Source organism: Enterococcus sp. DIV0901a (assembly GCF_051711525.1).
GTDB classification, from domain to species: Bacteria; Bacillota; Bacilli; order Lactobacillales; family Enterococcaceae; genus Enterococcus_B; species Enterococcus_B faecium.
The window spans coordinates 1-15517 of sequence record NZ_JBIOMW010000005.1; the positions used below are offsets into that span (position 1 = coordinate 1).

General features: G+C 39.9%; 21 protein-coding genes. 6 read left to right on the forward strand and 15 right to left on the reverse strand.

The annotated features are described in order from the left end of the window. Positions 1-931: 931 nt before the first annotated feature. The 6 genes from IGL70_RS14370 (at position 932) to IGL70_RS14395 (ending at position 5765) form a co-directional block, all read left to right on the forward strand. Positions 932-1519 (forward strand): hypothetical protein, encoded by a 588-nt coding sequence (locus IGL70_RS14370; RefSeq protein WP_113844082.1) that lies wholly within the window; start codon positions 932-934, stop codon positions 1517-1519. A 240-nt stretch (positions 1520-1759) separates the two neighbouring features. Beyond that, complete coding sequence (locus IGL70_RS14375) at positions 1760-2110, forward strand: hypothetical protein (protein WP_113844080.1); 351 nt, start codon at positions 1760-1762, stop codon at positions 2108-2110. A 179-nt stretch (positions 2111-2289) separates the two neighbouring features. Further along, entirely contained in the window at positions 2290-2850 is a 561-nt protein-coding gene (locus IGL70_RS14380; protein ID WP_113844079.1) for a hypothetical protein, read from the forward strand. A gap of 22 nt (positions 2851-2872) precedes the next feature. Further along, a complete protein-coding gene (locus tag IGL70_RS14385) occupies positions 2873-3376 on the forward strand; it encodes a hypothetical protein (protein WP_113844078.1) in 504 nt (167 codons plus the stop codon). 1260 nt (positions 3377-4636) lie between these two features. Beyond that, entirely contained in the window at positions 4637-5449 is an 813-nt protein-coding gene (locus IGL70_RS14390) for a ParA family protein (RefSeq protein WP_113844077.1), read from the forward strand. Next, on the forward strand, positions 5442-5765 hold the full coding sequence (locus tag IGL70_RS14395) for a DUF5388 domain-containing protein (RefSeq protein ID WP_010722029.1): 324 nt from the start codon (positions 5442-5444) through the stop codon (positions 5763-5765). Before IGL70_RS14390 ends, IGL70_RS14395 begins: the two co-directional genes overlap by 8 nt. A gap of 614 nt (positions 5766-6379) precedes the next feature. Here the strand turns inward: IGL70_RS14395 and IGL70_RS14400 are convergent. From IGL70_RS14400 to IGL70_RS14470, 15 genes are all read right to left on the reverse strand, one after another. Then, complete coding sequence (locus IGL70_RS14400) at positions 6380-6976, reverse strand: hypothetical protein (RefSeq protein ID WP_104807041.1); 597 nt, start codon at positions 6974-6976, stop codon at positions 6380-6382. Continuing rightward, complete coding sequence (locus IGL70_RS14405) at positions 6973-7149, reverse strand: hypothetical protein (RefSeq protein ID WP_162781608.1); 177 nt, start codon at positions 7147-7149, stop codon at positions 6973-6975. The genes IGL70_RS14400 and IGL70_RS14405 overlap by 4 nt, the downstream gene beginning before the upstream one ends. A gap of 1 nt (position 7150) precedes the next feature. After that, entirely contained in the window at positions 7151-7699 is a 549-nt protein-coding gene (locus IGL70_RS14410; protein ID WP_113844075.1) for a hypothetical protein, read from the reverse strand. A gap of 142 nt (positions 7700-7841) precedes the next feature. Beyond that, positions 7842-8306, reverse strand: a complete 465-nt coding sequence (locus IGL70_RS14415; protein ID WP_113844074.1) for a hypothetical protein — start codon at positions 8304-8306, stop codon at positions 7842-7844. Next, positions 8307-8510 carry a hypothetical protein gene (locus IGL70_RS14420; protein ID WP_113844073.1) on the reverse strand — a complete coding sequence of 68 codons (204 nt, stop codon included), beginning with the start codon at positions 8508-8510 and terminating at the stop codon, positions 8307-8309. It abuts the gene before it with no gap. 109 nt (positions 8511-8619) lie between these two features. After that, entirely contained in the window at positions 8620-8877 is a 258-nt protein-coding gene (locus tag IGL70_RS14425) for a transposase (RefSeq protein ID WP_010725423.1), read from the reverse strand. 346 nt (positions 8878-9223) lie between these two features. Next, the gene (locus IGL70_RS14430) at positions 9224-9523 is read right to left on the reverse strand and encodes a hypothetical protein (protein WP_240187873.1); all 300 of its coding nucleotides are present in this window, start codon (positions 9521-9523) and stop codon (positions 9224-9226) included. After that, a complete protein-coding gene (locus IGL70_RS14435; RefSeq protein ID WP_113809327.1) occupies positions 9517-9729 on the reverse strand; it encodes a hypothetical protein in 213 nt (70 codons plus the stop codon). Before IGL70_RS14435 ends, IGL70_RS14430 begins: the two co-directional genes overlap by 7 nt. Positions 9730-9858: 129 nt before the next feature. After that, a complete protein-coding gene (locus IGL70_RS14440) occupies positions 9859-10137 on the reverse strand; it encodes a hypothetical protein (protein ID WP_240187872.1) in 279 nt (92 codons plus the stop codon). A 26-nt stretch (positions 10138-10163) separates the two neighbouring features. Next, positions 10164-10442: a hypothetical protein gene (locus tag IGL70_RS14445; protein WP_113844070.1), complete on the reverse strand. Its 279-nt coding sequence runs from the start codon at positions 10440-10442 to the stop codon at positions 10164-10166. Continuing rightward, positions 10442-10750 carry a hypothetical protein gene (locus IGL70_RS14450; protein WP_104807034.1) on the reverse strand — a complete coding sequence of 103 codons (309 nt, stop codon included), beginning with the start codon at positions 10748-10750 and terminating at the stop codon, positions 10442-10444. Before IGL70_RS14450 ends, IGL70_RS14445 begins: the two co-directional genes overlap by 1 nt. A 266-nt stretch (positions 10751-11016) precedes the next feature. Further along, a complete protein-coding gene (locus IGL70_RS14455; protein WP_113844084.1) occupies positions 11017-11283 on the reverse strand; it encodes a hypothetical protein in 267 nt (88 codons plus the stop codon). A gap of 119 nt (positions 11284-11402) precedes the next feature. Continuing rightward, a complete protein-coding gene (locus IGL70_RS14460; protein ID WP_010722025.1) occupies positions 11403-12323 on the reverse strand; it encodes a replication initiation protein in 921 nt (306 codons plus the stop codon). Between the two features lie 848 nt (positions 12324-13171). Then, positions 13172-13489: a type II toxin-antitoxin system RelE/ParE family toxin gene (locus tag IGL70_RS14465; RefSeq protein ID WP_010725430.1), complete on the reverse strand. Its 318-nt coding sequence runs from the start codon at positions 13487-13489 to the stop codon at positions 13172-13174. Then, on the reverse strand, positions 13490-13738 hold the full coding sequence (locus tag IGL70_RS14470; RefSeq protein WP_113844083.1) for an AbrB/MazE/SpoVT family DNA-binding domain-containing protein: 249 nt from the start codon (positions 13736-13738) through the stop codon (positions 13490-13492). Positions 13739-15517: the final 1779 nt, after the last annotated feature.

The following is a 15517-nucleotide window of genomic DNA, read 5'->3' on the forward strand; positions in this document are numbered from 1 at the left end:
TTCACACCGCCCGTGCTTTAAGATATGGGGTATTGCATGGGGTCTATTTATATATTTATTAAGGTTTCATTAAGGACTTTAATGTAAGCGGTGAAAATACTCATAAATGTGGACAAAATTCCGAGCTATTTGCGTTTCTAGGTAGAGGGATAAAGCCCTTCACTCCAATAATAAACCTTTCTGGCTTTGGTTGTTTTTGGGTTGTTCATATATTGCTTCTTTCATTTTCGATTTTCCAATCTAATGTTTTTCCAAATTAATGCAAACACAACTCCTTTCTAAGAATATCCGAGCGGTTGGCAAAGCTCTGCTAATAAGCTTATGCAATGCTAACTCTCGGGCGTTCTGAAAGACTTGCTAACAACAAGCTTGTCTCTCCTTACTGTGGGTATGCTTTCGCTAAGCTCCCAAGTTAGCAGGTCTTTCAGAGCGCGGAAACGCTCTAACCTTTCGGCGGTTTGTCGCCCGCTTAGTGGTTTGTTGTGACGAGTTTCCAGCTTGCTTCTGACTTGCTGGGAGTTCCCATAATTCCTCTAAAAAAGCTTGCCTTCTCTCCCTTGTGGTTCTTGGCGCTGTCAGAAAGCTTTTTAGAGGAATTATGGGAGCTTAACGGCTCTAACGGGATCATATCCAATACAGTGGTTAGTGGAGCCTACCAACTTGCTTCTTGCTTGTTGGTGGTTGCCTAGTCCTTCCAAGAGCCTTGGGACGGCTAGGGAGCTTTCACGGCTCCAAAAATAACTTAGGAAAATTGGTGGGTTTTCCGGAGTTAAGTCTAAGAATAGGCTTCTAAAAAGGCTTTTAGATGTAATGGGAAGAGTTTTGCGAAAGCAAACACGTAAAGACGGGGCAACTTAGCTCCTCTTTGCGTTTCCAGATATTTATCCCAAATACTTATCCAAAATACATATACATGAGGAGTGTTGTTGCATTGAAACCGAGCGATAGATGGAAACAAATTAATGAGGAGTACGGCGGGGAGCGTATCCGAGACCGCCATAAGGCGCAAGGTGTAATAACAAACAGTAGGGAGCTATCCCTTGTCATACCTGCTGAATGGGCTGCAGAAGAAAGCAGAGAGAAGCTTTTGGAAGTGATCCATAATTTCTCATATCTATGGGAGCGTGAAGAGCTTAAGGAAGTGCCCAAAGCCGTTCCCTCTGATAACTACGGGAAAAGGACGGTCGCAATTTTCTTGCCTGCTTCTGAGATTGACCAACTGAAAGCCGATTTCAAAACCATTAAGCAGAGCTTTGCGCGCAAGAACGTGGTGTTAAGTCACTTATTACAGAGGCTTGATATTAACGCGCCTATAATGCCTCCACAAATGAAGCTTGGGACTACGAACCTATACCCTCCAGAACTTGTGGAGGTTGCCAAGCGCTTAGCTTCTATTCCGCTAGAGGAAATAGAGTCCTTGGAAAATGTATCAGAGTTTGAGTCTTTCAAAGCGAACTGCAAAGAAATATATGTATCTCCACATACACTACTGCAAAAATGCCGACAAAAGAAACTGTAATAAAGGAGTTTTTAACATTGTTGAATCTATTAACAAATGATGTAAACGAGCTTGCCAAAGCTTTTGATCTTAACGAGTCCGAGAAATACATAGTGGCAAACCTTTTGGATAAGATCAAAGCTTGCCGATCTCTCAAGCTAACCTTTTTAGCGGATCACTACGAGGAAAGCTTATCCGAGTTTTTGAAATCGAAAGAGTAAAGCACTAACTAAACATACTAATATGAAGGAGCCAACTATTATGGAAAACAATCAGAAAACAGTAAAAGAGTTATTAGAGGAATACAAAGCAGAGAAAGGTGTTCGCACGTGTCCCAAAGCAACCAAGGAAGAGCAGGAAACTCTTATCAGCTTTGATCCAATCACGCAAGAGTGGAGCATTTACACAACTGTTCCTACTACCATTTCTAAGATCGTTCGCGAAAACCTTATCACTGAAATTATGGAAGTGTACTACACAACCAAGACGGGGAAAACAATCTCAAGTCTGGAGGGCAAGTTGTTAAAAGCTCCTACATTATTCTCTACAACGCCTCGGAAAAAGGCGCAGAGTGACCTACTTTTAAACATGCGTTATAACAAAGATTTTTGAAAAAAACATGCGTGAGCGCAAAGGTTTTCGGGGTTGTAATAATTGCCCTAGGTGTTTACCTTCCAAGCCCTATATACCCCAAAAATAGCTGTCAGCGCAAAGGTTTTTATTTGAAATCTTTGTTATAGCAAACCATATCCAAGCACCACCAAAATAAACTAATGAAGGAGTTTTCCAATATGAATGAATATCAAACAGAACTATTTAACAATATCCAAAGCGCAGGACTTAGCGAGGTAAGCGCCTCGGCAATCCTTGAAAACAGCGGCGTTCTGGAAGCAATCGAACGACACGGCGCAGCAATCCCTTCTTTGGAAGAGTACAAACAAGCTGAAATTGAGGCGCTGGCAAGTGGTACGCCAATCACTTTGGCAATGAATGAGCTTATTGGCGGGTATAAACAGAAGTTTGATAGCCTTAGCAACGTCCGCCAAGAAGAGCTATTGGAAAAGATTGCTAGCCGCGTAGCACCTCCAGAGAATGCTTACCAAGAACGTGTGGAAGAGTTACAACAAGCCCTTGACAACGAGCTAGCTTCTGGCAGTGTCGAGCGCGCAACGTCAATCTATAATGAACTTGAGAGCCTTTCAGAAGCAGGCGCGTTGCCAAGCTATGAAAAACCAACTCCAACGCTTCCAAGTGACCAAGAAATTGCAAAAATGAGTGTTAGTCAAGTTTCTAAGCTATTGCATGACTTCCCAGAGCAATCCAGACACATTTTAGATATTATCAATGATTAATTTAATGGAGGTATGAAATTAGATGTATCAAATACCAATCTTAGGGCAATCAGTTGCCTTTTACAGCACCACAGAAATTCTAGGAACATTTACCAACACTGAGGAGCTAGAGCTTCCTTCTCTGGAAGTTATCCGTCACATGGTTTATGAAGAGGTTCTGGAGGTGCGGAAAGTGGCTAGCTTAGAGCGGATCGCAAAAGCTTGCGGGTATCGGAATAACACTCCTTTTTATGAATCTGAGATCCAAAACGCTTCTTACAGCACACTCCAACGAATCCATAACGGCTTGGCTAGCTTGGTTTTACATGGAGCCAATCTGCAAGAAGCCTTATTTCCCACACTGGATACGCTACGAGCTTGCGTTAGTCTTAAGGTAAAAGCTGTTAAAAAAGAGCATAAGATCGTTTTTGATAGCAAGCTAGCACGGCTGTTGGCACTCCCTCCATACTACTTATATAGCCTTAACCACCGCACGGCGAAATATGAGACTCTGGAGCAACTTGTCAAAGCGATTAATGACCTTTGAGACACCGCTAGACCTCTAAGACCAGACCAAAGACAGACACTTAAGAGACACAGAGAAGAGTTACTCTAAGCTATTGGAGTAGCTCTTTTTTAATGCCAAAGCCTTGCCCACGCCTGCTCCTTCTGCTTCACTATGTAATTTAATAGGTGTTAATATCGAGCGTTTTAAGCTATTTTATCCTATGGTTACCTTGATTTTAGATAAACAAGCGCTTAGAATGCTCGTATATAACACGTTATTCAATAGGTTTCCATGTAAGCGTTTCATAAGCTCCGAAAAGTGGGAAGCGATGTGTTATTGGGGCTTGACCGTAGGCGGAGCCAAGGTTTTGGGCAGATTTCTCCCTTGTATTGCGAGAAAAAAAGTCTTTGGTATAGACTTACAACCCTTTACACCGTCAATGTGCCCTAGGAAACCAATACAAGTGAGTTTGAGTTGTCGATCGGTCTAACTCGTGTAAACACCGCTTTTGCTTGTATGGGGAGGGTTGCTCTCAAACATGTTCCGCCCTAGCCTTTTGCTTTGTTTATACAGTCTGCTGGTAGCCACCACCATTTTCCTTGCGTTAACTACGATCACGCAGCGGCTGTCAAACCACGTGCCCACGGGTAGCCTTTGCGAGGTGTGGCGCCTACCTTTCCACGTCTTAGCATAAGCTCCCTACCTCTGTTATTGGAGCCCGTCACTGTTGTTATTCGATTTTTGATCAACAAAAAAAGCGAGAACCTTTTCTAGGGCTCCCGCTCACAAAATTAACCAATTAACTTGACAATACACGCTTAATTTCCTATACTCTTGGTAAGAAATTAACTTAGTTTATTGCCTTTATGATTGGTTTTCGTGGTAGGGAACCCGTCATATTGCTGGAAGTTGGTAGCTTCCATATTGCAATAGACTAGGTTTTTTTTATTTTCTATTTGCTTTTAATTTACCTTACCTCAAGCAGCTTTCCTTGTAAATAGAAAATTCAAAACGGTATTATTTAATACTTGAATACTCGAATACCTGAATACTTGAATACCTTAGAATACTTGAATACTCGAATACTTGAATACTTTTGTTAAAAAGATAGGAAGCTCGTAACCCTTTATATTACAGCTTTCTATCTTTTTCTATTTTGAATACTTGAATACCTGAATACTTGGATACCAGAATACTTGAATACTCGAATACTTGAATACCGTTTGACGTGGTCGAACTTTTTTGCTAAAGTATTCATATGAAGAAAAGTTACATAGAAAAGTTTAGGAGGGTGTATCAATGCCAGCGAAAATAATAACATTTGGAAATTTCAAGGGTGGTACAGGAAAAACGACTAATGCAACTATGACAGGCAACGCTTTAGCAGAAAACGGAGAGAAAACGCTTTTAATTGACCTTGATCCACAAGCAAACGCAACAAATTTATACCTCAAAACGAAAAGCAACTTTGAAAATGAGATAACTAGCTTCTCTCATACTTTAATGGCAGCGATCCAAAATGAAGATTTGGAAGCCGCACTAATTTCAATTAAGCCCAATTTGGATATACTTCCATCGGCTCCAGACTTTTCACTATATCCACGATTTATGGAAGGCGTAGCTGATTATACAGAAAGAGTTCACTATCTAAACAAACTTATCCAACCTTTAAAAGATAAATATGACTATATTATTATTGATATTCCACCAACTATTAGCTTAATAACTGATTCGGCACTTTATATGAGTGACTATTGTATTATCGTTCTACAGACTCACGAACGATCACTACAGGGAGCGGAAGCTTTTGTAAATTACATTCAAAATGAAGTAATTAATGATTACCAAGCGCCTACCTTAGAGATACTTGGGATACTACCCGTATTGCTTAAAAATGGTGCTCCCGTTGATATTGCTACTTTAGAAAATGCTAAAGAAGTATTTGGAGAAAGTAACATCTTTGAAACTACTATCAAAAACATGGAGCGCTTAAAAAGATATGATCTTACAGGGATCACTAACGACGATATGCACGATCAAAAAGTTCATGACGTTTACCAATTAGTTGCTGCTGAAATCATTGATAGAATTGAGGAATTTGAAAATGAGTAAGCTAGTAAGGAGTAACAGAAATAAAAGCTTGGATAGGGGAAAACCCATAACCCCCAAAGAAACATTTAAACTTGATAGCAAGAAAAAGGATATTAAAGAACCCCAATATGTTCCAAAGCCTGCTAGCATGAAAATAGATTCTGAGTTAAGGGATAAAATTAATGCTCTTTCCTTAATAGGAATTGGAGAAAATCAGAAAGAAGTAGTTTCGAGAGCTTTATCCATTCTCATTGATTCCTTAACAGAGGAGCAACAAAGAACCTTCAAAAATCAGTTTGAAGTATTAAGAAAACGAACAATGAGCAAAGAAAAGTAACCATAACGCCCCTAAAATTTGGGGGCAATCATGCTTTCACTTTTTGGAATAAATAAAAAGCCCCTTGCCAACAATCGGCAAAGGGCTTCTTAATTTTAACTAGCTTTATTTAAAAGGTTTCTTTCCATAGTTCTCAAAGAATTGGCGTTCTAATCGGCGTTGTCGGGAGCTCTTTCCCACGCAAGAAAAGATAAGGGCAACAATCCATAGCCAAGGAAAGAGCCACACAAAAAGCAAGCATAAGCAAACTATAGTTCTATGCCTTCCATAACTAAAGCTAATGAATAATGGAAGAGCCACAAGCATTAGGGCAAGAATAAGCATAAACATGCGGGGCGCCTCCTGTTGTAAAAGCGATCTTTGGAGCTGTTGCTAGTAGTTTTTGTTACATGGTTATTTTTAGTAGTTAAAACTTTAGCATAATACTTCATTTAAAATCTCTCCTTTTGTTGGTTTGGTATGGTTTTGGCAAGGTGCTTTTATTGACTTCACTTCCATTGGTCGAGTGGTCGTGAATTGGTGTATATACGAGCATTCTAAGGCTTTTAAATTCTTGGAGTAAGGTGTTTACCCGTTAGAAATCCTTAGAATGCTTGTTAATGGTCTATGTGTTTTTACATATTTGCTTTAAGGTCTTTTAATTGCTGAATTTGGGTTGTTGCTTCTGCGATCATTTCATTAATTCGATTCTGATAACTAGTTTCATCGGTGCTGGAGTCAGTTGCAAAAGTTTTGGCTTCATTAATGAAGTTTGCCAAGGTGTTTCCACTAGTTACCGGCAAACTATCTGGAGCAAATCCAACCATTGTTAGATCAAAATTTTTCCCAGCTAAGTCTTTTTGCAGGTGCTTAACCACGTATTCACGAGGAAAGCCGCTTAAATCAGTCTTGAAATACGTCCAGTTAGTTATTAAGTTTTGTAGAGCCTCTTTCTGATCTGCGGAGGCAGCTTCTGTGCTACTTGCTGGAGTACTGCTAGCTTCTTGGCTGCTACTTTCTGAAACGCTACTGCTGGAGCTGGAGTTATCTTTCTCTTTCGATTCCGCTTCTTTTGATTGCTCTTCTTTGCTGGAGCTTACTTTTGTGCTGGTTTCGGTCTGCTTTGGAGTATCTTTTTCGGATTCTTTGCCAGCGCCCGCAACGCCTGCCACTATTGCTGATAGGAAAAACAATCCTACCACTACCCCAATTCCAATTAATACTTTTTTCATTCTTCAATCTCCTTTTCTGATTCTACTTCTCTGATTGCTTGCTTGATTGTATCTTTTAGCTTCTGATCCTCTAAAATTTGATCGTCTTCTTTTGATCGCTCGGCAAACACTTCAATAGCCAGTTGAAAAGCTGGGTAAGAATACCTTTTAAGCTTTTCTTTGTTGATCCTCATGCTATTGTACTCCTTCATGTTCATATGTCCCACTAAGAATGGTTTTACCATCTACCACAATAGTTGCGGTATTGTCGTGTGTGTTGGTGTATAAATCAGCGTTATTATAGGTAGTTCCCCCAACCATGCTTACAGTTACGGGGCTAACTGTAGCATTCTCTTGCATTTTGGCAAGTCCTTCTCTTTCAGCAATCCGCCCATTGAAACCGTCAAAATAGTATAGATTTCCGTATAATGTGAATGGCATTGTTTTACCTTGTGTTGCTGCTTCTGCTTGGGGTGTCTCTTGAGCTCTCGCAGTGCTTTCTGTGGTGTCTGTGTAACTTTCTACTGTGCTAGTGGTAGAAACGCCTGTGCCCTCTTCTGTGGCTTCTGGAGCGCCCTTGCTAGTGCTGGTCGATCCATCAAGCTTCCTTTCCAGTTGATCGTTAGCGATCTGTAAATTTTCCCGCTGGTCATCGAGCTTATTTATTTCCATGGTTGTGTAAATCAGTGCTCCCGCCAACACTACGTTAGCCAACAAACTAACTGTAAGTAGTACCTTTTTCATTTCTTCTTCTCTTCTTTCGTTTTTTATACTCTTGGCTCAAAGCCACTTATTAAGTTTATAACAATTGAGCCCATTCAAAAAGTCCAATAATTCTTCTTCTCTGTAAATTCAATTATAAAGAGGCTGTACAGGCATATCGAACTTATGAGCTTTGCGTACCTTTGTAGACCGTCTCACTGCCCACCACTATGGAGCAATTCTTATCGTAGTTATCAGCGATTAGCCAGCCAGACCGCGTACCGTTGCTATCAGTGATTAAAACGGGGTATTCATGATCGAGTGTGCCCATTCTTCCTTCTCTGGAGGTATCTTGCTCTATAGTTAGCCCGCTGGCTGGAAAGTTATAGTTAGTGTCTCCAATAGTGTATATAACGTTAGCGGGCGTTGTGGTAGCTTCTGTAGTGGCTGTTGAGCTTTCGGCTGCGGCTCCTTCCATGGTGGAGCTTTGGGCTGTCGTGCTACTTGATTCCTCTAACTTTCTCTGGAGCTGATCGTTGGCTATCTGCATACTTTCCAGCTGGTCGTTTAGCTTACTGATTTCTGTGGAGGTGTATATTACAGCACCGCCCAGCGCCACAATAACACAGACTAGAAAAACGTTTTTCATTCACTCCTTGCCTCCTATATCATCATAAAACATACACCACTCGGATATAAACCCGTCATATATTTCCATTGGTTCGATAGTGTATTTCTTGGCTGCCTCTTCTGGCGTTGCGTCATACGCTTCTTTTTCTAGTGTTTGGAAATCTTTGTAGCTGGATTCTGCTAGAGCTCTAGCCCTTTGGATAGCTTCTGCTCTAGTTATCAATTGATTTTCATACTCGTTGGCTACTTATTGCAAAGTCGTGAAACTTCTCTGTGTGAGGATGTGTACTTTCCAGTCTCCCTCTTTGTATTCGTCTCTATAATCGTTGTATTTAACCATTATGCTCCTCCTTATTGGAAACTTTCATAATACGTTTTTCGCCGTACAAATATTTATTTAAATGGTGTTTTCCAGTGTCATTCAGAAGGTCAAGAATTGCCTCATTGTAATATATCCAATTATATAAGGTCTGTGGGGACATTTCGAAACGCTTTGCCATGTTTGGGATGGATTCCTTACCCGCGTTTTCCCTTACGTATTCCAAAACCGTATATTTAAAATGGGCACTGTGTCTTTTCCGTTTAGTCATTCTGTTTCTTCCTTTCTTGGTGGTTGTGGTTATTCTTCTGGCAATCCTAGATAATAGTTAATGAATAAGTCGCTAGAGCCTTCCATTTTCGTAGAGCTATAGCTATCCAACTTAGCAAGCTTCTTGCTGTCTGTTACGTCTCTAGTTAATGATGGGTTGATATATTAACGCGATTATGAAAAGCGCTAAAATTGCCCATCCTATCAACTTAAGGAAAGAGATTTTTCCATTCTTCTTCTTTTTGAAAAGCTTATCTGGTAAGCTTCTCTTCTCGTGGTTAGTGTTGGTATTTTTGGTATTTTTGGTGTTTTTGTTGTTCATTCTTAAATCTCCCTTAATTTAATTTTCAAACGCTCTTAGGAACGTTTTTAACGTTTCTTATGGTTGGTTTTGGTTTGGTTGGTTTGGTATGCCACTTCAAAACCTTTCTAGCAACTTCTCTAGTAGTGATTCCATTAATTTCACACTCTATTATTGGAAAAAACTTCTCGGAAGTAAACCCTACACAAACGCCAATTAGTTCTTTTTGGTTGGCTTGATCTCGGACGGGCAGAAAGGTTGCTTGTTTACCAATTTTCTTCTGCTGCTTAGAGGTTAAAACTCCCCTACGTTGGATAACACTATCTTTCTTGAAACTTCCTAACATGTAACTCCCTCCCGATCGGCTTGGGCTTTCTTTAGGGATCGAGTCGCTGGCTCTTCTTTTTCTAATTCACTCCAATTAGAAATAATTAAATTCATGAATATCAATAACGTAAGAAAAAACAAAGCCATTTTTGAATTATTGTAAATTCCAAAAAATAGTGTTAAAATTGCCAAAGAAAGCTTGATATTATTAAGTTTTCTAATCATTTCTAAATCTCCTTAGTGGTTATTTGGTAAATGGTTTGGTAGCTTTTATGGGTGTGGTTACCTATAAAAGTAAATGGTGTGGCTCGTTCATTTTATTGCTTTGGTCGGCGGTAAATGGACGGGCTTTTTTTATGCTTTGTTCTGGTCGTTTTGTCGCTCTTCAATTAGCTTGGTAGCGACTTTTACAATTTCTTTCCAGCGATCACTCTCCAAGTTGGTCTTTGATTGGAAAGCTTTTTGTACAGTCACAAGGCTAACGCCTTTTTGTCCTGCCCTCTCGCCTTTTTTAACGGTCAATCTTTCAGCAATATCGCTGTATGTTATATCATGAAGCCTTAATAACGCCTTGAGTTGGTCTTTTTCGTCAAGGTTCTTAAAAGCGTTCAATAAATCTTCCTTTTTCTCCAACTTACCACCTCCCTTCCGATTTTTAGTTAGAAATCGCTCCAAGGGTCTTCCTCTTCTTCTGGTGGCTTTCTCACTAAGTATTCATTTTCCTTTATACCAATGATTTTCCGCCACTCTTGTTCCCATTCTTGGTTATTATCATAGTTTTTGGAAAGTTCTTGGATACGCTTCTCCAGCTCCTCTATTTTCTGATTTCTTTCCCGATCTGCTTCCTCATATCCTATTCGGATTCTTTCCAGCTGTTCGGCTTCTCGTTCACGCTTCTTTTCCTGTAATAACATAGCCAGCAAAATGAGCTCTTCCACTAGTTTCCTCCCTCATCGCTGATTTTTCCATCTCTAAGAGCTTCTCGATAAACATTTAAAATTTGTTTATCAGTGAAGTGGGAGCGATATTTCACGGTGTCTACATAGTTTTCACGAAAATAAGTCTTGTAATCGCTGATAACGTAAGCTTGCTTGGCTATTTGGATTTCTTGCTTGTTGTTTTTGGTCTCAAGTTGATTATTTTCCTTGCTTAAGTTATAGCAATTTACACCAAGGATAATAAGAGCGATAGCTAAAACTCCAATAATCACGGGATAAATTACTTGCTTCATTTTCATTTCTTTCATATTACTTTCTCTCCTTTAGTTGGTTGGTTTGGTATTTTCAAAAGAGAACGGTACTCATTCCGCCATTACGCTTTAACCCTCGTACCCTTTCGATATATTTATATTACTACCAGTGGTAGTATAATGCAATAGGTTTTTTAAAATAAATCCATAAATAACCCTTGGAAATTATCTCAAATACACAAAAACCCCATAGCCATAACGGTTACAGGGTTTTTTCGATTATTTAAACAACTGTTTTTGTCTGGTTCTGGTAAACGATCCGCTTAAAATTCCACTTGATCGGCAAAAATTCCTAAGCGATCATGTTCACACTTTGGGCAACCTTCTTTCACGATTGTGGCTAGAATAGTACTCCATACGTTTCCGCAAACTTGGCAGGAAAAGTTTTCGATAGAGTATAGATTTTCTGGAAAGCCGTTAATACTACGCTCGTTAGGCATGAAACTAATCTTTTTCGATTGCAATTTTGAAAAGGCTTTGATAGCCTCGGCTCTGCTGTTGTTAGTTGGTCGGTTGTTAGTGTTTTCCATGTTGGTTATAGCTCCTTTATTTTGCTTGGTTTGGTGGTTTTAATTGGTTTGGCATAGGGCTAGAAGGCTCTAAAAGGAGCCCTCGCGCCTTACAAGTACTTTGGTTTATTGGTTAGGTGTTACCATTCAAAATGATTTGCTTCTGCCCCTTCTTCTGGTTGATTGTTTTCTGGAGCTGGTTCGGTTGCTGCTTTTTTCTTATTTTCCTTTGGTTTCTTATTTCGTTCTGGATCGTATGAATTGGCTTCCGATAAGTCTTTATCTCTAACTCTTTGATAGCTAAATTTTACAGAAACCAACCTTCTTCCGCCCTTTTTACTGTAATATCTTTCGAGATTGATCTTCCCAAAGTACTTTTCACAGTCTGCAATTGCTTTTTGTACTACTTTCTGCATGAATTGAGCTGTTGTATATTTCTCTGGATCGGTTCCCAAGATCAGCCGTAGCTCTTCAATGCTAACTTTATACCAGCCATTCGATTGGTATTGTTTTAGCATTCTGTAAAGAGCCATAGAGTGCTTGGATCGTAGTTCTGTAAACTCTTTTAGATTAAAGAGCGTAAACTCTTTTAATACTTCACTGATCCAAGAAATATACTCACTATTAAAAGTGATCGTTACTCCGCTTAAATCCCGTTCTATAGAATATTTCATAAGAGCAGGCACTATATCAATAGTTTTGTCACGCTCGATCCGAGCCCATAAGCTATGGATTTCTATGCCCATTTCTAAGTACTTTCTTTGAAATTCTGCTGGAGTGTTTCGGCGGTCGAGGTTAGAGATTTCTCTCCAGCGATCAAAAGGAATAAACACGCTTGCTTTTTCGCCTTCTGGTATAACCACCACGCCTCTTCCTTGACTATCTCTTGTTAGATATTTCGCTTGGAGCTCTGCTAAAGCGGAAAAGAAAACTTTTTGAACCTCTGGAGTACACTTTGCCAGCCCTATGATCCCATTTAACTCATTTTTGTATTTTAGCATCATAAACTCTGGTGGCTTGATCTCGTTTTCAGTATCTTCATAAAATTCTCGTTCTTCCATAGGAAAACACTCCTTATTAATTTGATATATAAAACCGTTGAATAACTTTATCTAATACTATTATACTTTCGTTCTTATATTCTATGGTTACAAAATCATTACAAAAGGTATAAGGTCGTATGTTTAAGCGTTTTCTAAAACGTTCTAAAAGCTACCTAAAACGCCCCAATCACAAGAGCGATCATACCATATCAATATATAAAAGTTATTGGTAGCTTTATACATTCAAGATTTTTTATGTCGGTTCTTGGGTATGTCGGTTGTCGGTTCTATGGTATGTCCATGTCGCTTCTATGGTATGTACTTGTCGGTTCTATGGTATGTCTAATTTTCAAAAAACAGCTCTATCCCTTGAGGCTCTAAGGTTACAGCGTTTATAAAAAATCCCTAAAATGTATTTAAAAGGTCTCTTGAAAAGGTCTAATAAAATATATCTATCATTCGTTTCACTCATGATGGAATAACCATAAAAGAAAGAGTAAGAATAATTAAAAGAGATATCCATCAATTAATAAGAGATAATAAGAAGCATTGGAAAAGCATTAGTAAGAAAGCATTAAGAGCGGGCGTTCTGAAAAGCTTATTAAAAAGCTTCTTCATGGGATAGGAATGGAATATGAAATAAGATGGAGCAAAGTTTTTAATAAGAAGTAAGCTATGCCTGTGAGTTACGCGCACGGCGCTGCCCGTGAAGCTTATTAATGAAGGCGACACCAATAAGGTTGGTATCCATAAGAAGTCGCTTTCATAGGTGTGCCCACGGCTTCCCAAGTATCTTTCCCAAGTAACTGCTATGGATCAAAAAAGAAGCCTTGCCACGGCTTGCCACACCGCCCAAAGGCTTCTCTTTAAAAGTCTAGCTTCATTTGTTTAGATTGGAAAATACGTCCTACAAGTATCTCTTTTTTAGCATGGTCGATCCGATAAAATAAGGCATAGCTTTTGCCGATCACGATCCGATATGTTGGGATATCCATTCCGTATATTTCGGAAACTTCCTCATACATTTTCGGGAAAGTTTTGGTAAGCTCTAAAGCCTTTTGTATAGCTCCCACAAATCTTTTTATGCTTTCTGGAGAAAGCTCCAGCTCGTTTTCCCATTCGTCTATGATTGTTTCTAGGCTGGTCTGAAAGCTCTTAGAATAAACTAGTGTGTACTCTTCCATCTAATTCCAACCATACTTTCCAAAGGCTGCTCTCATTTCGTTTTCTGATACGGTCAAACCTTTTTCAAAGTCTTGGAAACTTTCTTCAATCAGCTTTCTATCATGCTCCTTGGCTGTTTGAGTGGTGTCTAAAATAAAAAGGTTTCCTTCCTTTTCTGCTTGGAGAGTATCCCCGTTTTTCAATCCCAGCTCTTTTGGCAAAATAATGCCCACGCTATTGCCGATCTTACGGACTTTAATTGATTGCATGTTATCACGCTCCTTTTAGCTTTTGATGAACCAATTATAACATGTTATAACAATGGTTGCCAACGGTACTGCTTAGGCTCTTTCATGGTCTCTATTATTCCATATCATTATGGAGTTAAAATAGCCTTTGCCAAGGTGTGAACCCTCACAAAAGACTCTTATTTTACTATCAAAAGTTGCGTTTGGGATATCATTTGTGATAGTTAAGCAAACGCCCATAAGATAAGGCTTTGGAGCATGTATAGACAAGCTACTTTCTGGAGGGGTTTAAGTTTAGCATTATTATGGATATATGAATGGTTGTTCATATGTTTTAAGAGGCGTTTTGGGAAGTGATATGTAAAGTTTTGATATATTGCTTTGGAGCTAGGCTGTTAGATAGTTTGTTGGATATCCTTTGCCGATCCTTTGCCAATTGGTTGCAAATGACTGTAAACCTAACACAACTAAACATAAAACATATATAGGGGTTCTGGCAGCTTCTGAGAGCCTTAAGAGAAGTTTCTGCCACACACCTTCCCAACGATCCTAAGAAAGAAGCAGGCAAGCGGATCAATCATAAATAGTGGTTTGTTTTTTCGTTGGTTTGGTTTGGCGTTTCTTATTATGGTGTGTTGATTGCTTTTTGTTGTTAGCTGATCTCGCTTGCTACTTCCACAAGTTAGGAATCCTAACAGAAAATTTCGAGAAGTCAACCATTAAAATTCTAACAGCGGCTTTCATAAAATAACACTAAACTTCCATATTTGGAGGTACTTTACATAAGATAGATTATACAAAGAAGGTCTAAAATATCCGCTGAAACCCTTGGTACAATAGGCTTTTCATTCTAGCGGTTGGAGGTTGGCTTGTGAAAAAAGCTGATTGAAAAGTTATCCACAAGAACGAGCCCATATTGTTGCGTTTTTGACTTTGTGAAAATATGTAATTCTAGCCACCACTAAAATAACAGCAGCCTTTCATTTTATGTAAGAGATATTTATGGAGTTCCCTATTTATTACAGCCCTTTAATTCTGGAGGCGGTCTTAATTCTGAGGTGCCTATGTTTCCATAGCCCTATCATTCTGGGAGTACCTATCCTTTGGGCGTGGTCAATCCTTTGGGCACAGCCTTATTCTAGGCGGTATCTATCATGCCTATTATACCATACCACCAGCCTTGGGGCTAGTAGCTACAGCTATCACAGTACCTTCACACAGCCCTCTCACACCACCACACAAGGGCTCTAGCTATCATTAGATAGATGGATAGGCAGGCGCTACCCCACGCCTCACACGCTACCTCACAGCTCCATGCTATCCCTATCCTATCTATGCTATGGTGCTATCCCTATCCCTGTGCCCATGCCTATCCCTATGGTAGTACCACAGCCATGCACACACCACGCACGAACGCGCACACAGAGCCATGAGAGACCACGAGAGACACACAGCGAGCCATGGGCACGGCATAGGCACCACCACTGGCACAGCGTAGCACAGAGAGAGCCACAGAGCCAATCACAACGGCAGGCACCGCCCAAGCCCAGCCCATTCTTTAATTTTTGCGAGGGGCGCTCGGGACAACTAAGCCCCCGTAAATCCTCCCTGCGCCTAAAGGGGTCGAAATTTTATTTTTTCTGGATTTCCTAAAGGGGGTTCCGCACAGCTGAGGTTCTGGGGCGTGGTAAAGGCTGCCACAATGCTAGTGTCTGGGGCTTCTGCACATGTAGTGCCTAGAGGTGTGGGGCGTGGGTAAGGCTTCACACACCGCGGATCACACCAACCAATCACACACCT

Bases quoted from the DNA above. Each gene is read 5' to 3' on its own strand.
- IGL70_RS14375 (WP_113844080.1), top strand. From the start codon at position 1,760: ATGGAAAACAATCAGAAAACAGTAAAAGAGTTATTAGAGGAATACAAA.
- IGL70_RS14380 (WP_113844079.1), top strand. From the start codon at position 2,290: ATGAATGAATATCAAACAGAACTATTTAACAATATCCAAAGCGCAGGA.
- IGL70_RS14385 (WP_113844078.1), top strand. From the start codon at position 2,873: ATGTATCAAATACCAATCTTAGGGCAATCAGTTGCCTTTTACAGCACC.
- IGL70_RS14390 (WP_113844077.1), top strand. From the start codon at position 4,637: ATGCCAGCGAAAATAATAACATTTGGAAATTTCAAGGGTGGTACAGGA.
- IGL70_RS14395 (WP_010722029.1), top strand. From the start codon at position 5,442: ATGAGTAAGCTAGTAAGGAGTAACAGAAATAAAAGCTTGGATAGGGGA.
- IGL70_RS14400 (WP_104807041.1), bottom strand. From the start codon at position 6,976: ATGAAAAAAGTATTAATTGGAATTGGGGTAGTGGTAGGATTGTTTTTC.
- IGL70_RS14405 (WP_162781608.1), bottom strand. From the start codon at position 7,149: ATGAGGATCAACAAAGAAAAGCTTAAAAGGTATTCTTACCCAGCTTTT.
- IGL70_RS14410 (WP_113844075.1), bottom strand. From the start codon at position 7,699: ATGAAAAAGGTACTACTTACAGTTAGTTTGTTGGCTAACGTAGTGTTG.
- IGL70_RS14415 (WP_113844074.1), bottom strand. From the start codon at position 8,306: ATGAAAAACGTTTTTCTAGTCTGTGTTATTGTGGCGCTGGGCGGTGCT.
- IGL70_RS14425 (WP_010725423.1), bottom strand. From the start codon at position 8,877: ATGACTAAACGGAAAAGACACAGTGCCCATTTTAAATATACGGTTTTG.
- IGL70_RS14430 (WP_240187873.1), bottom strand. From the start codon at position 9,523: ATGTTAGGAAGTTTCAAGAAAGATAGTGTTATCCAACGTAGGGGAGTT.
- IGL70_RS14435 (WP_113809327.1), bottom strand. From the start codon at position 9,729: ATGATTAGAAAACTTAATAATATCAAGCTTTCTTTGGCAATTTTAACA.
- IGL70_RS14450 (WP_104807034.1), bottom strand. From the start codon at position 10,750: ATGAAAGAAATGAAAATGAAGCAAGTAATTTATCCCGTGATTATTGGA.
- IGL70_RS14455 (WP_113844084.1), bottom strand. From the start codon at position 11,283: ATGGAAAACACTAACAACCGACCAACTAACAACAGCAGAGCCGAGGCT.
- IGL70_RS14460 (WP_010722025.1), bottom strand. From the start codon at position 12,323: ATGGAAGAACGAGAATTTTATGAAGATACTGAAAACGAGATCAAGCCA.
- IGL70_RS14465 (WP_010725430.1), bottom strand. From the start codon at position 13,489: ATGGAAGAGTACACACTAGTTTATTCTAAGAGCTTTCAGACCAGCCTA.
- IGL70_RS14470 (WP_113844083.1), bottom strand. From the start codon at position 13,738: ATGCAATCAATTAAAGTCCGTAAGATCGGCAATAGCGTGGGCATTATT.